Below are 14,926 nucleotides of genomic sequence, written 5' to 3'. Positions count from 1 at the left end.
GTGGCCCTAGGTGTTAGTCGAAGTCAGGGTCTACCTCTAAGGCATAGGCGACCTGATCGAAGCCGAAACCTTGGGAGAGAAGATAACGCACCCGTCTGGCGCGATCTTTCTGATCTTGAATGGGGCCGCTAGTGGCGTATTTTTTGGCGGCTTTCTGTCTCGCCAGCTCGAACCAGTCACAATCGCTCTGATTGAAGGTAGACTCGATAATCTCTCTGGTCAGCCCCTTCTGGGACATAGACTGGCGTATCTTGTTCTGGCCATGGCCCTTGGCGATATGAGATCGCAACAAGAGCGCGGCAAACCTGGCATCATCGAGATACCCCTGGCTTTCACATTGACCAAGAACAGACTCTATTTCGCCATCTAGAAAGCCTTTCTGAGTCAACTTACTCTTTATCTGATAGCGGGAATAATCGCGGCGGGCCAGGAGACCCACCGCTACTTGCATCGCCGACATAGTCATGAAAAAAACGTTCTCATGAAAGAACCATTGTCATCACAAAGCCAGTGTCATTAAGAAAGGCTTAGCTGAAACGGTCAAGCTTAAAATACTTCACCGGTTTCCAGGTCGATGTTCTCATCGCCTGTAGCCGACTCGGCAACTACTTCACCACTGCCGAGTAGCATGGCGCGCAGTGCCTGTTCGATTTCCGCCGCAACCTCAGGATTCTCTACCAGGTACTTACCGGCATTGGCTCGGCCCTGGCCTATCTTGTCGCCCTTATAGCTATACCAGGCGCCAGATTTCTCGACTAACTTATGTGTCACACCAAGATCCACCAACTCACCGGTACGGTTAATACCTTCACCATAAAGGATCTGGAACTCTGCCTGCTTGAATGGTGCGGCGATCTTGTTCTTCACTACCTTCACACGGGTCTCGTTACCAACGACCTCTTCACGATCTTTAATAGCGCCGGTGCGGCGAATATCCAAACGTACAGAGGCATAGAACTTAAGGGCGTTACCACCGGTTGTGGTCTCTGGGTTACCGAACATGACACCTATCTTCATACGGATCTGGTTGATGAAGATCAGCAAGGTGTTAGATTGCTTCAGGTTACCCGCTAGCTTACGCATCGCCTGACTCATCATACGCGCCGCTAGACCCATGTGAGAATCACCGATCTCACCCTCAATTTCCGCCTTAGGCGTCAGGGCCGCAACCGAGTCGACGATGATTACATCTACGGCACCAGAGCGCGTCAGGGCGTCACAGATCTCAAGCGCCTGCTCACCGGTGTCAGGCTGAGAACAAAGTAGGTTATCGATATCCACACCGAGTTTTTGCGCATAGATAGGGTCCAGTGCGTGCTCGGCATCGATGAAGGCACAAACCTTACCTTCGCGCTGGGCAGCTGCGATCACTTCCAGTGTAAGGGTTGTCTTACCCGAAGATTCAGGACCATAGATCTCAACGATACGACCCAGTGGCAGACCACCTGCACCCAATGCAACATCAAGCGATAGAGAACCCGTTGAGATAGTCTCAACATCCATAGAGCGGTTTTCACCTAGCTTCATGATAGAGCCTTTACCAAACTGCTTCTCAATCTGGCCAAGGACCGCGCTCAGGGCTTTCTCTTTATTCGCATCAATCTTCATTCTGCTTTCCTCTCAATCACAGACGCTGCGCTGTGGGGTATCCGTTAAGTTAAAGCACGCAGACCGTTTCCGCATCGCTTTAGGCTGTCTCAATATGCAAACTAGTATACTGTACAATCATACAGTATCAAGTACTGTATGCGATTATTTTTGTCCTTCCTTAATCAAAACAGGTCAAATGCTCTCAAGCGCATTAGCACTAAATTTACCCAAACAGGCAGGATAAACGCGCAACCGCCATCATTTTATTGTTAGTATTGAGGCCATTCATTCTGTCCAAGCCACAGGGCTCTCACAGACATTTTTGCAGCAGGAAATCTTGGTTAACTCATGAACGCCATCGATACTCAACATCTTGAAAAGCACACCCCCATGATGCGTCAATATCTGACGCTGAAGGCCGAAACCCCAGATATGTTGCTTTTTTATCGTATGGGAGATTTTTACGAGCTCTTCTACGACGATGCTAAGCTGGCCTCAGAGCTGCTGGGGATCTCCCTGACTGCCCGCGGCAAGAGCGGCGGTGACCCTATCCCCATGGCCGGTATCCCCTACCATGCGGTGGAAGGTTATCTGGCCAAACTGGTACAGCTCAGGGTATCAGTAGCCATCTGCGAGCAGATAGGCGATCCCGCCACCACCAAGGGCCCGGTGGAGCGTAAGATTGTCCGTATTGTCACCCCGGGTACCCTCACAGATGAGGCTCTGCTACAAGAGCGACAAGACAACCTGCTGGCCGCCGTCTATCATGGCAAGGTGGGCTTTGGTTACGCGACCCTGGATGTCTCATCCGGGCGCTTCGTGGTCACCGAGCTGGCCAGCAAAGAGGCGCTGGAAGCCGAGCTGCAACGCACCAACCCCGCAGAGCTGCTCTACAGCGAAGATTTCAGCGAGCCGGCTTTGATCGCCTCACTGTCGGGTAAGCGTCGCCGCCCGGAATGGGAGTTCGACTACGACACCAGTTACAAGCTGCTGCTGGAACAGTTCGGTACCAAAGATCTCTATGGCTTTGGCCTGGGGGAAGTCAGGCTATCGCTACAGGCGGCCGGCTGTCTTATCCAGTATGTAAAAGATACCCAGCGAACCGCCCTGCCCCATATCAACGCTATCACCCGTTTCAACCAGTGCGACAGCATAGTACTGGATGCGGCCACCCGTAAGAACCTGGAACTGACCCGCAACCTGCAAGGCGGTAGCGACAACACCCTGGCCTCGGTACTGGACAACACGGCGACCCCTATGGGTAGCCGTATGTTACAACGCTGGATCCACGAGCCGCTGCGTAACCACAACATCATCCGCGCCCGTCATGATGCCATCGACGAGCTGCTGGACAATGGCTATCACGAAAGCCTACATGAACAGCTAAAAGCCTTGGGTGACATAGAACGTATCACGGCGCGTCTGGCCATTCGTAGCGCACGCCCACGTGACTTTGCCCGTCTGCGTCAGGCCCTAGCTCTGCTGCCCGAGATACAACAACAGCTAGCTGACTGCAACAGCCCTCATCTCAAGACCCTCTCGAGTCACCTGGGAGACTTCCCCGAGGAGCGCGCCCTGCTCAGCCGCGCCATCGTCGATAATCCGCCTATGCTGATCCGCGACGGTGGGGTGCTCAAAGAGGGCTATCACAGCGAGCTGGATGAATGGCGCAGGCTCAGTCAGGGCGCCACCGACTACCTCGCCGAGCTGGAAGCACGGGAGAAGGCGGCCACCGGCGCCTCGACCCTGAAGGTGGGCTACAACCGGGTGCACGGCTACTACATAGAGGTGAGTCGCCGCGAGTCGGATCTGGTGCCTATGAGCTACCAGCGTAGACAGACACTGAAAAATACCGAGCGATACATAGTCGCCGAGCTGAAAGAACATGAGGAGAAGGTGCTCTCCAGTCAGGGCAAGGCGCTAGCGCTTGAGAAACAGCTGTGGGAAGAGCTGTTCGATCTACTGATGCCCCGCCTACACGAGCTGCAGGCCTTTGCCCGCGCGGCCGCCGAGCTTGACGTGATCACCAACTTCGCCGAGCGGGCCGAACAGCTGGACTATCATAGACCAGAGCTCACGGCCCAGGGCGGCATACATATCGAGGCGGGAAGGCACCCAGTGGTCGAGCGCGTCAGTCAGACGCCGTTTATTGCCAACCCTGTCACCCTCGACCCGGCAAGGCGTATGCTGATCGTGACAGGTCCTAACATGGGCGGTAAGTCGACCTATATGCGTCAGGTGGCACTGATCACCCTGATGGCCCATATCGGCAGCTTCGTACCGGCCCAGAAGGCCGCCATTGGCCCCGTGGATCGCATCTTTACCCGCATCGGCGCCGCAGACGATCTCGCCTCAGGCCGCTCGACCTTCATGGTAGAGATGACGGAAACCGCCAACATACTGCATAACGCCACGCCAGAGAGCCTGGTGTTGATGGACGAGATTGGCCGCGGCACCTCGACCTATGATGGTCTGTCGCTGGCCTGGTCCGCCGCCGAACATCTGGCACAAAATTTAAAGTCTATGACCCTGTTCGCCACCCACTATTTCGAGTTGACACAGCTGCCGGAGCAGATGGAAAACGTGGCCAACGTACATCTTGATGCCATAGAGCATGACGATACCATTGCCTTCATGCACGCGGTACAGGAGGGGGCGGCGAGTAAGAGTTATGGCCTTCAGGTGGCGGCGCTGGCCGGGGTTCCGGCCAAGGTGGTTCAGGCCGCCAAGCACAAGCTGCATCATCTTGAGAGCCGGGATAGAGAGGAGGGGCTCCCCGAACTGAGACAGGCCCAGCTGAGTCTGGCCATGCCGGAAACCTCACAGGCCTTAGACAGGTTAGATACCATAGATCCCGATAGCCTAACACCGAGACAGGCACTGGATCTCCTCTATGAGCTCAAGCAGCTACGCTAGGATAATTGAGAGCTTAAAGGTAAATAGAGCTCAGTTGACTTTCAAAACCTAGATAGCAAAAAGCGCACCTCTTAGGGTGCGCTTTTTTTTATTCTGGGGTCGGCTCTTCAAGACACAGGTTACACCTTAGGACACTTACCGCTTATTTTCTCCATAAGACGCTAGCATTTTTTATAGCCCAATGGTTACAACATAAGACACCAACAGTAACCAAAATAGGCGATATCAAGATTATTGCAGTCGGTCCTTAAGCCTACACCCCGATACCCATTTTATACTCTGAAGATAGCTTCTACCGATAATCCTTGTGCACTGAGCAGATCCCTCAACCGCTTCAGGGCTTCCACCTGGATCTGACGAACTCTCTCTCGGGTGAGACCTATCTCTTTACCGACATTCTCAAGGGTCGATGGCTCATAGCCAAGTAGACCAAAACGGCGGGCAAGAACCTCTCTCTGTTTGCTGTTCAGCTCGTCGAGCCAGCGCACAACAGACTTAGACATATCATCGTCTTGCACCTTGTAGTCTGGGCCCACGCTATCGTCATCGGCTAATACGTCCAGCAGTGCCTTATCGTTGTCGCCACCGAGTGGGGTATCGACCGAGGTAATACGCTCATTAAGCTTAAGCATCTTGCTCACATCGCTACTTGGCAAGTCTAACTGCTCGGCGATCTCTTCGGCGGTAGGCTCATGATCTAGCTTGTGCGCGAGTTCCCTGGCGGTGCGAAGGTAAACATTCAGTTCCTTCACCACATGAATAGGCAGGCGAATAGTACGGGTTTGGTTCATGATGGCACGTTCTATGGTCTGACGGATCCACCAGGTGGCATAGGTTGAAAAACGGAAGCCGCGTTCGGGATCGAATTTCTCGACCGCGCGGATCAAACCTAAGTTACCTTCTTCAATCAGATCCAGTAAGGCTAAACCACGATTATTATAACGACGTGCAATTTTTACGACGAGTCTGAGATTACTCTCAATCATACGGTTGCGAGATTTATCACAGCCTTTTAGGGCCTTACGTGAGAAATAAACCTCCTCTTCCGCACTCAATAGGGGGGAAAATCCAATTTCACTCAGATACAACTGTGTGGCATCTAAGTTCTTTTGTAAGTCATCTTGTACTTGCTGTTCTAGTTCTGCGTCTTTCATTACCTCCTTGCTGTTGCTAGCTGATAGATCAGACTCATTCTTAGACAAGTCAACCAAGGGCTCCGCCACGGCGGTAGATTGTTTACGACCCATAATATGCTCTCCCAAATTTTACATGCTAATTTACTGCACTTTACTGTCCTCCAATTGCCAAAATGGCGCCTATAAAATTATGATTTAGGCAAAAATTTAAGTGGGTCGACGGATTTACCGTGATACCGAATTTCGAAATGCAGCATCACCCTATTGGTGCCCGTTTGTCCCATACTCGCTACTGTTTGTCCTGCGGTAACGAACTGCTTCTCTTTTACTAAGATCTTATCGGCATGGGCATAAGCACTGAGATAGTCATCGCTATGCTTAATGATCACCAGATTGCCATATCCTCTTAGCGCATTTCCCGCATACACCACGCGCCCATCGGCGGCGGCCTGAATGCGATCGCCTCGGGATCCTGCGATCTTAATTCCTTTATTACCTTGTTCCTTGGTAGAGAATTTGCCGATCAACTTGCCCTTAACGGGCCAATGCCAGCGCTGAACCTTCTTAGGTAGGGTGCTACTGGGCTTGTGGATAACACCGTTAACATTTTGTTGACCAGTTGTTACAGCGTACGCAGATTTATCGCCCCGATCAAGCGATTTTTTCGCCGGTGTCATTTTACTGGCGGTCGTCTGCTGCTTAGGCTTAACTGTTTGTTTAGGTTGACTTTTCACCGTCTTTGGTTGCGTTTTTTTGCTCGATACCTGAGCGTTGTACTTGGTCTTTCTATTTGTAACAGTGTTTGTCGATTTAAGCTTTAAAACCTGCCCCGGATAGATGGTATAGGGCTTACGAAGCCCGTTATATCGGGCTATTTCGGCAAAATCTTTGTTAGCCGCCCAAGCGATCGAGTAGAGGGTGTCACCACGCTTCACCTTGTAGTGGTCGGAGGTGAGGCCTCCCCGCTTATAGGCTTTCTTCACCGGCGTGTTGACGTTTACGACGGGGGCAGGAGTATGCGCCTGAAAGCTACACCCGCTCAACAGACCGACAAACGCGAAGACGCACGCTATTAGGAGAGGACGATGAAAAAACATAAACCGATTCGGGGGGCTTAGCATAGCGGCTCCCCTACTTTCTTTTGAATCGGCGCAAGACATAACGACCACTAGGCAAGTTCACCATTGACCAAAGGCACAAACTTCACCATCTCTATGGTCTGGGAATGAAATTGATCGCCACTGCGAACCACACGCATCAACTGTTGGGTCTCTTCTCCTACGGGGATCACCAGTACACCGCCATCGGCCAGCTGTTGCAGTAACGCCTGGGGCAAGCTGCTGGCGGCAGCCGTCACCATGATGGCGTCGAAGGGGCCCTTGTTGGCCCACCCCTTCCAGCCGTCGCCATATTTAAAGGAGACATTATGCAGATCGAGCCGCTTGAGACGTTGCCGCGCCTGGATCTGCAGGCTCTTGATCCGCTCAACCGTGCAGAGCTCGTCCACCAGCTGCGCCAAAATAGCCGCCTGATAGCCAGAACCAGTGCCTATTTCCAATACCCGCTTGGGATGAGACTCAAGCAGTAGCTCGGTCATACGCGCCACGATATAAGGTTGAGAGATGGTTTGTCCCTGGCCTATGGGCAGAGCAGTATTTTCATAGGCCTTGTGGCCCAGGGCTGCGTCGAGAAACAATTCTCGTGGCGTTTTCGCCACCACAGATAAGACATCGGCATTAGCAATCCCCGCCCCCTGAAGGTGACGTGCCAGATTCAATGCCGCCGTGGTGGCTACCCCATTCATAATTGCTCTATCCATTGCTTTATTTTTGGTACTTGTTCAAATGCGGTCAGATCTACCGTCAAGGGTGTGACTGACACATAGCCGTTGGCCACGGCGTGAAAGTCTGTGCCTTCGCTGGCATCTTGCTCCTCACCTGGTGGGCCGAGCCAAAATATATCCCTTCCGGCAGGATCTTGCATGCGCACCATGCCTTCGGCCCTGTGTCTGGCCCCAAGCCTGGTGACTCTAATGCCCTTGATCTCATCCAACGGCAGGTCCGGTACATTCACATTTAAGATCTGATCCGATGCGATGGGGCTATCGATCAAACCGGCCACTATCTTACAGGCATAATAGGCCGCCGTGTCATAGTGCTTCAGCTCTCGCCCCACCAGAGAGATGGCAATGGCTGGAAAACCGAGGAAACGCCCCTCCATCGCCGCCGCGACTGTTCCGGAATAGAGGGTATCATCCCCCATATTAGCCCCGGCATTGATACCGGAGACCACGATATCCGGCTCATTGGCATAAAACTCACGGATCGCCAGATGCACGCAATCGGTCGGCGTTCCGCTGACGGAAATATAACCATTATCTAACTTATTAATTCGCAAAGGGTTAGTCAAGGTTAACGAATTACTGGCACCCGAACAGTTACGATCCGGACCGACCGTCATCACGTCAAAATGCTTTGCCAGGGCATTGGACAGGGCCGCGATCCCCGGCGCCGTGATGCCATCATCATTGCTTACCAATATCTTAATCATGGGCTTGCTCGCTCGCTGCTGCCTTTCTGGCCTGATATTCCCGCTCTTTGACATCTTGATAATTCACCAGTTCCCTTAGCACTGAGGTCGCAAAACTGCCAGCCGGCAGAGCAAACTTGAGCACTAAGGTGTCATCCTGGATCTCATAGCTTAGCTGCTGGGGCGCTAGGAGCAGCGGGCGACGCTCCTGATTCAGCCCCGCCTGCTCGAGACCGGCAAGATCCTCTGGGTACTGGTCACAAACGCTCTTCTCGAAGGCTAACGCCTCGGCCTCGCACAGCGCCTGCCCCCTACCCCACATGGGCGCCGAGAGTTGAATATCTTTTTCCGCCAGGCGGCCATTCAGCTCGCCATCCCAGGGGTTGGCTACGAAGTAGCTCTTGCTGCCGGCCAGCATTACACAGTCGCCATCGAGTGTTTTGAGCTCTTGTTGACGCAAGCGCTCGCTCACTACCTGGTTGAAGAGATGAGAGCGCACCGCCGAGAGAAAGATGCTGCGCTTATTTCTGTCTTTCACCTTCTTGCGTCCAGCGAGCATCTGACGACCGAAAATCAGGTTCTTACCATCATGACCGAAGCGTTGCTCACCAAAATAGTTAGGCACGCCAGTGGCTTTAATCAGCTCGATGCGCCGCACCAGCGCATCCATGTCAGACACGGCCCTTAGGGTTAAGGTGAAACGGTTACCCGCCAGGGCGCCGGTGCGCAGCTTCTTGCCGTGACGGGCACTGGAAAGCACGGTGAGCTGCTCGCTGTTGAGCGACTGCCAGTCGGGCATACTCTTGCCGGGAATACGCACCCCAAACCACTGCTCTGTGATGGCGTGCCTATCTTTTTGCCCGGCAAAGGTCACCTCTTTAGGGTGCACCCCGGAAAAACTTGAGAGCATGCGCGCCACATCGGCGGTATTTAACCCCTCCTTGCGAATGTGCAGCATATGATGCTCGCCCTCGCCCGTCGGGAGGAATGGCAAGATCTCCTGCACGATAAAGTCGCTGTTGAAGGTTCTTAGGTCGGCGCTCGCCTCGGGCTGGCCATGCAAATAGTGTAGTGGGGTCATAACTCTCTCTTATCTCGGGGCGGCGCACATCAGCACCACGGCTTCCACCGCTATCCCCTCTTTGCGTCCGGTAAAGCCAAGCTTCTCAGTGGTGGTGGCCTTAACGTTGATCGCGTCTACGTCACTTTCAAGATCTGCGCTCAGACACTCGCGTATCGACTGAATGTGGGGCAGCATCTTAGGCGCCTGGGCAATAATAGTGACATCCAGGTTGCCAAGCCGATAGCCCTTATCCAGCGCCAGTCGGTAGCAGTGGCGCAGCAGCACGCGGCTGTCGGCCCCCTTAAACTCTGGGTCGGTGTCGGGAAAATGTTTGCCGATATCTCCAAGCGCCATGGCGCCGAGAATCGCATCTGAAATGGCATGCAGCACCACGTCACCGTCAGAATGGGCCACCAGCCCAGTATCATAGGGGACTTCCACGCCGCCTAGGATAAGCGGCAGCTCGCCGCCAAATTTATGCACATCGAAACCATGGCCGATACGTATATTCATCTGTCATTCACCTGTATTGGAATTGGAATCACTCGCGGCCACCTGCAGAAACAGCGCCGCCAGCTGCAGATCCTCAGGATGGGTCACCTTGATGTTGTCGAAACGCCCGCTAACCAACAGCGGCTGGTCACCGGCCCACTCCATCGCCGAGGCCTCATCGGTAATGGCAACACCTTCCGCCAGGGCCTTGGTCAAATTTTGCTTAAGACTGGTCACGGGAAACAGCTGAGGGGTGAGCGCATGCCAGAGGTTCTCGCGGCATACCGTCTCTTGTATCGCGCCGCCTTTGCCTGCACGCTTCATGGTGTCCCGCACCGGCATGGCGAGGATGGCCCCCTGCTGACTACCCGCTTCAGTCTCACAGGCGGCGATCAGCTTGTCGATATCGGCCGCACTTAAGCAGGGACGGGCCGCATCATGCACAAGCGCCCAGGCATCACTCGGTGCCGCCTTGAGGGCGTTCAGCACAGAATCGGCGCGCTCTTTACCGCCGATTACTGTCATCAGCTTGGGGTGGCTCGCCTGGGTCAGCTTGGCGAAGTGGGTATCTTCTGAACTCAGGGCCAGGATCACCTTGTCGATACGCGGATGTTCCAACAGGCGATCTAGGGTGTGCGCCAGAATAGGTTGATGATTTAACATCAGGTATTGCTTGGGGATCTCGGCGCCCATTCGCGCGCCGATCCCGGCGGCGGGTACAATAGCAACCAGCTCTTGTATGCGACTTGTCATCGGTGTTAACTCGTGTCAGTTTTAGGCGAAACCGGCTGAGGCTATTGCCCGCCGATCTCGGCTTTACGCTGAGGCTCACCCACTACGCGAAAGAAGGTCTCTCCCTGTTTCACCATCCCCAACTCGTTACGGGCGCGTTCTTCCAGCGCCTCGGTACCGCGTCTAAGGTCGAGAATCTCTTCTTTGAGTACCTGATTTCGTTCGATGAGTTTGGCGTTACTCTCACGCTGCAGCTTGATCTGTTCCTGCAGCTGAAAAGATTCGGGAAGGCTATTTTGTCCCCACCAGAGTCGATACTGGAGCAGACCAAGCAGCACAAACATGGCGATAAGAAGTCGCTTCATCCTTAATGGGCTTTATCTCTGTTAAAAGGCTGAACTGATATTACAACAAAAAAGGCCACCAAGTGGTGGCCTTTTACCAAATTAACCGTAAAAACTCGGTTATGCTTGGCCTTTGATCTCGCTACGACCCTTGTAAGGTGCTTTTTCACCTAACTGCTCTTCGATACGTAGCAGTTGGTTGTACTTAGCAACACGGTCACTACGACACAGAGAGCCGGTCTTGATTTGGCCTGCCGCAGTCGCTACCGCCAGATCCGCAATGGTCGCATCTTCGGTCTCGCCGCTACGGTGAGAGATAACCACAGTGTAACCAGCATCTTTCGCCATGCGGATTGCCGCCAGCGTCTCGGTCAGAGAACCAATCTGGTTGAACTTGATCAGGATAGAGTTAGCGATCTTGTTCTCGATACCACGGCTCAGGATCTTAGTGTTGGTTACGAACAGATCGTCACCCACTAGCTGGATCTTGTCGCCCAGGATTTGAGTCTGGTATGCCCAGCCATCCCAATCTGACTCGTCCAGGCCATCTTCGATAGAAACGATTGGGTACTCTTCGGTCAGTGACTTCAGGAAGTCAGAGAAACCGTTTGAGTCAAATACCTTGCCTTCGCCAGACAGGTCGTACTGACCGTCTTTGTAAAATTCAGAGGCGGCACAGTCGAGGGCCAGCGTCACGTCTTCACCCAGCTTGTAACCGGCTTTTTCTACCGCAACCTTGATCACAGCAAGCGCATCGGCGTTAGAGGCCAGGTTTGGCGCGAAACCACCTTCATCACCCACAGCCGTGTTAAGACCCTTCTCTTGTAGCACCTTCTTCAGGTTGTGGAAGATCTCGGCGCCCATGCGTAGCGCTTCACGGAAGCTCTTAGCACCAACAGGCTGAACCATGAACTCTTGGATATCAACGTTGTTGTCGGCGTGCTCACCACCGTTAAGGATGTTCATCATAGGTACAGGCATAGAGTACTGACCTGGAGTACCGTTTAGCTCGGCGATGTGCGCGTACAGAGGCATGCCTTTGAAGGCAGCAGCGGCTTTAGCAGCAGCCAGAGACACAGCCAGGATAGCGTTTGCGCCCAGCTTGTCTTTGTTTTCAGTGCCATCCAGGTCGATCATGATCTGATCCAGCTCGGCTTGCGCCGTCGCATCTTTACCTATTAGGGCGTCACGGATCTGACCGTTGATGTTAGCCACAGCGGTCAAAACGCCTTTACCCATGTAACGGCTCTTGTCACCATCACGCAGCTCTAGTGCTTCGCGGCTACCGGTAGATGCGCCAGATGGAGCAGCTGCCATGCCTACGAAACCGCCATCTAGATGAACTTCCGCTTCAACCGTTGGGTTACCGCGTGAATCCATGATCTCGCGACCAATGACATTGATAATTTTAGCCATAATTTCCTCGACTTTAAGTTTAAGATTTAAGTTTAAAAGTTAATGCAAAACTAAAATTCTTATCGCTAAATTTACATCATCTGAAACAAAAAAGCCGCCTCCGAGAGTCGGAAGCGGCCCTTGTATAAAGATTAGCCTAAATCGCGTTTTTGGTACGCAACGGCTGCAGCAACGAAACCTTGGAACAATGGCTGACCATCGCGAGGCGTTGATGTAAATTCAGGGTGGAACTGACCCGCCACGAACCATGGGTGGTTAGGGAGTTCAATCATTTCAACCAGCTGACGATCTGTCGACAGACCGCTGAATACCAAGCCGGCTTTCTCTAAACGTTCTCTGTATGTGTTATTCACTTCGTAACGGTGACGGTGACGCTCTACACAGGTTAGTCCCTTGTAGGCTTCTGCCGCCTTAGTACCTTCGACCAGATGACACAGCTGCGCGCCTAGACGCATGGTGCCACCCAGATCTGATTCTTCATGACGTTGCTCGATATTACCTTTTTCGTCAATCCATTCTGTGATCAAACCCACAACTGGATACGGCGTATCCTTGTTGAACTCGGTTGAATGCGCATTTTCTAAACCAGCCACGTGACGAGCGAACTCGATCAGCGCCACTTGCATCCCCAGACAGATACCGAAATAAGGTAGCTTGTTCTCACGGGCATACTGGGCCGCCATGATCTTACCTTCGACGCCGCGCTCACCAAAACCGCCTGGTACCAAGATACCGTCAAGGCCTTCCAGCACCTCTATGCCCTTGGCTTCGATGTTTTGTGAATCGATATACTTGATGTTGACCGACACGCGGTTAAACAGGCCGGCATGTTTCAGCGCTTCGTTCACCGACTTGTAGGCATCTGGCAGCTCGGTGTACTTGCCTACCATACCGATAGTGACTTCACCGGTTGGGTTGGCTTCTTGATAGATAACGTTTTCCCACTCAGACAGATCGGCTTCTTTACACTCTAGTCCAAAACGCTTGGTGACTAAGTCGTCCAGACCTTGCGCCTTCAGCAGCGCTGGGATCTTGTAGATGCTATCGACATCTTTCAGCGAAATAACAGCGCGCTCTTCAACGTTACAGAAAAGCGAGATCTTCGCCTTCTCGTTAGATGGAATCGCACGGTCACCACGACAAACCAGTACATCTGGCGCGATACCGATTGAACGCAGCTCTTTTACAGAGTGCTGTGTCGGCTTGGTCTTCACTTCACCGGCAGCGCCTAGGAAAGGTACCAGGGTCAAATGCATAAACAGGGTACGGTCACGGCCGAGTTCTACGCCCAACTGACGAATAGACTCAAGGAAAGGCAATGACTCGATATCACCTACGGTACCGCCGATCTCAACGATCGCCACGTCGTGCCCTTCTCCGCCCTCAAGCACTTTCTCTTTAATCGCGTTGGTGATGTGTGGGATCACCTGAATGGTGGCCCCTAGGTAGTCGCCGCGACGCTCTTTGCGCAGCACTTCTTCGTAGATACGACCCGTGGTGAAGTTGTTACGACGATTCATCTTGGTACGGATGAAACGTTCGTAGTGACCCAAGTCGAGGTCAGTTTCAGCGCCATCTTCGGTGACGAATACTTCACCGTGCTGGGTTGGGCTCATGGTACCCGGATCCAAGTTAATATAAGGATCCAACTTCATAATGGTTACGTTAAGGCCTCTAGCCTCTAAAATTGCCGCCAATGATGCTGCTGCAATGCCTTTACCTAGTGATGAAACCACGCCACCAGTAACGAAGATATACCTTGTAGTCATGCTGAACCTGAGAAAATGAGTTGGAAATATGTGCTTGTAAGAAAGCACTAGGACGGGGCGTTATTATATCAAAGCCCTTTGGATTCGACAAATAGGTAACGGCAACTATTTTAGTCTTTTAGGGGATCATTTTTCTTGACTTGCTCCCAATAGGCATCCAGTTCATCTAGGCTATGCTCCTGCATCGCTTTGTCAGACTGAGCGGCTAAGGCCTCGACGCCGCGAAAGCGATGTTCGAACTTATTGGTCGCCCGGCGTAGCGCCTGCTCCGGATCTAGCTTGAGGTGTCTGGCCAGATTAACCACGGCAAACAGCAGGTCCCCCAGCTCATCTTCCATCTTGTCTCTGTCTTGGGCGGCGACCTCCACCATCACCTCATCGATCTCCTCGTGGATCTTAGCCACCACGGGCCCTAAGTCGTTCCAGTCAAAGCCCACAGTCGCTACCCGGCGCTGCACCTTGGCCGCGCGGGTCAGGGCTGGTAGCGCCCGCGGAATATCGTCAAGCACAGAGTGTAGCGAGCGTCCGGCACGCTCCTTGGCCTTGATGCTCTCCCAGGTCTCGCGCACCGACTCGCTGGATGCCTGTGTCATCTCGCCAAACACATGGGGATGACGCTCGGTAAGCTTAGTGCAGATCTTATCCACCACCAGATCAAAGTCGAACCTGCCCTGCTCCTTGCCCAACTGGCAATAGAAGATCACCTGAAACAGCAGGTCCCCAAGCTCTCCCGGCAGCTCATCCAGGGCGCCGCGCTCTATGGTATCGGCCACCTCGAAGGCTTCTTCCAGGGTAAAGGGCACTATGGTCTGATAGCTCTGCGCCTTGTCCCAGGGGCAACCCGTTATCGGGTCTCTTAACCGCTCCATGATAGTCAGCAGCTTTTGAATATCTGATTTACTCTGCATCGCTTACCTCATCAAAAAGGCGGCCAGGGCC

At 53.2% G+C, this 14,926-nt stretch carries 14 protein-coding genes; 1 reads left to right on the top strand and 13 read right to left on the bottom strand.

Annotated features, from left to right (window positions below):
* Positions 1 to 13: 13 nt before the first annotated feature.
* Positions 14 to 460, bottom strand: a complete 447-nt coding sequence (recX, locus tag GNT65_RS08915; RefSeq protein ID WP_338091767.1) for a recombination regulator RecX — start codon at positions 458 to 460, stop codon at positions 14 to 16.
* An 86-nt stretch (positions 461 to 546) separates the two neighbouring features.
* Positions 547 to 1,608: a recombinase RecA gene (gene recA / locus GNT65_RS08910; protein WP_160795384.1), complete on the bottom strand. Its 1,062-nt coding sequence runs from the start codon at positions 1,606 to 1,608 to the stop codon at positions 547 to 549.
* 330 nt (positions 1,609 to 1,938) lie between these two features.
* Between recA and mutS the strand changes: the two genes are divergently transcribed.
* A complete protein-coding gene (mutS, locus tag GNT65_RS08905; protein WP_160795383.1) occupies positions 1,939 to 4,506 on the top strand; it encodes a DNA mismatch repair protein MutS in 2,568 nt (855 codons plus the stop codon).
* Between the two features lie 272 nt (positions 4,507 to 4,778).
* On the opposite strand, the gene rpoS is transcribed toward mutS, so the two are convergent.
* The 11 genes from rpoS to mazG all read right to left on the bottom strand — a co-directional run bounded on the left by rpoS (position 4,779) and on the right by mazG (position 14,895).
* Positions 4,779 to 5,753 carry an RNA polymerase sigma factor RpoS gene (rpoS, locus tag GNT65_RS08900; protein WP_160795382.1) on the bottom strand — a complete coding sequence of 325 codons (975 nt, stop codon included), beginning with the start codon at positions 5,751 to 5,753 and terminating at the stop codon, positions 4,779 to 4,781.
* A 77-nt stretch (positions 5,754 to 5,830) separates the two neighbouring features.
* The gene (locus GNT65_RS08895; RefSeq protein WP_244952144.1) at positions 5,831 to 6,739 is read right to left on the bottom strand and encodes a peptidoglycan DD-metalloendopeptidase family protein; all 909 of its coding nucleotides are present in this window, start codon (positions 6,737 to 6,739) and stop codon (positions 5,831 to 5,833) included.
* A 71-nt stretch (positions 6,740 to 6,810) separates the two neighbouring features.
* The gene (locus tag GNT65_RS08890; protein WP_160795378.1) at positions 6,811 to 7,446 is read right to left on the bottom strand and encodes a protein-L-isoaspartate(D-aspartate) O-methyltransferase; all 636 of its coding nucleotides are present in this window, start codon (positions 7,444 to 7,446) and stop codon (positions 6,811 to 6,813) included.
* A complete protein-coding gene (surE, locus tag GNT65_RS08885) occupies positions 7,443 to 8,192 on the bottom strand; it encodes a 5'/3'-nucleotidase SurE (protein WP_160795376.1) in 750 nt (249 codons plus the stop codon). The genes GNT65_RS08890 and surE overlap by 4 nt, the downstream gene beginning before the upstream one ends.
* The gene (gene truD, locus GNT65_RS08880; RefSeq protein WP_160795374.1) at positions 8,185 to 9,252 is read right to left on the bottom strand and encodes a tRNA pseudouridine(13) synthase TruD; all 1,068 of its coding nucleotides are present in this window, start codon (positions 9,250 to 9,252) and stop codon (positions 8,185 to 8,187) included. The genes surE and truD overlap by 8 nt, the downstream gene beginning before the upstream one ends.
* Before the next feature lie 9 nt (positions 9,253 to 9,261).
* Positions 9,262 to 9,747 (bottom strand): 2-C-methyl-D-erythritol 2,4-cyclodiphosphate synthase, encoded by a 486-nt coding sequence (gene ispF / locus GNT65_RS08875; protein WP_160795372.1) that lies wholly within the window; start codon positions 9,745 to 9,747, stop codon positions 9,262 to 9,264.
* Positions 9,748 to 9,750: 3 nt separating this feature from the next.
* Positions 9,751 to 10,479, bottom strand: coding sequence for a 2-C-methyl-D-erythritol 4-phosphate cytidylyltransferase (gene ispD / locus GNT65_RS08870; protein ID WP_160795370.1), 729 nt, complete (start codon positions 10,477 to 10,479; stop codon positions 9,751 to 9,753).
* Between the two features lie 41 nt (positions 10,480 to 10,520).
* Positions 10,521 to 10,823: a cell division protein FtsB gene (gene ftsB, locus GNT65_RS08865; RefSeq protein ID WP_160795368.1), complete on the bottom strand. Its 303-nt coding sequence runs from the start codon at positions 10,821 to 10,823 to the stop codon at positions 10,521 to 10,523.
* Positions 10,824 to 10,922: 99 nt separating this feature from the next.
* Entirely contained in the window at positions 10,923 to 12,218 is a 1,296-nt protein-coding gene (eno, locus tag GNT65_RS08860) for a phosphopyruvate hydratase (protein WP_160795366.1), read from the bottom strand.
* A 131-nt stretch (positions 12,219 to 12,349) separates the two neighbouring features.
* Positions 12,350 to 13,987 (bottom strand): CTP synthase, encoded by a 1,638-nt coding sequence (locus GNT65_RS08855; RefSeq protein ID WP_160795364.1) that lies wholly within the window; start codon positions 13,985 to 13,987, stop codon positions 12,350 to 12,352.
* Between the two features lie 110 nt (positions 13,988 to 14,097).
* Complete coding sequence (mazG, locus tag GNT65_RS08850) at positions 14,098 to 14,895, bottom strand: nucleoside triphosphate pyrophosphohydrolase (protein ID WP_160795362.1); 798 nt, start codon at positions 14,893 to 14,895, stop codon at positions 14,098 to 14,100.
* Positions 14,896 to 14,926: the final 31 nt, after the last annotated feature.

It is taken from the genome of Shewanella insulae (assembly GCF_009831655.1).
Taxonomy (GTDB): Bacteria; Pseudomonadota; Gammaproteobacteria; order Enterobacterales; family Shewanellaceae; genus Shewanella; species Shewanella insulae.
Note: the sequence above shows the minus strand (reverse complement) of the source record. Positions and strands in the feature narration are given on the sequence as shown.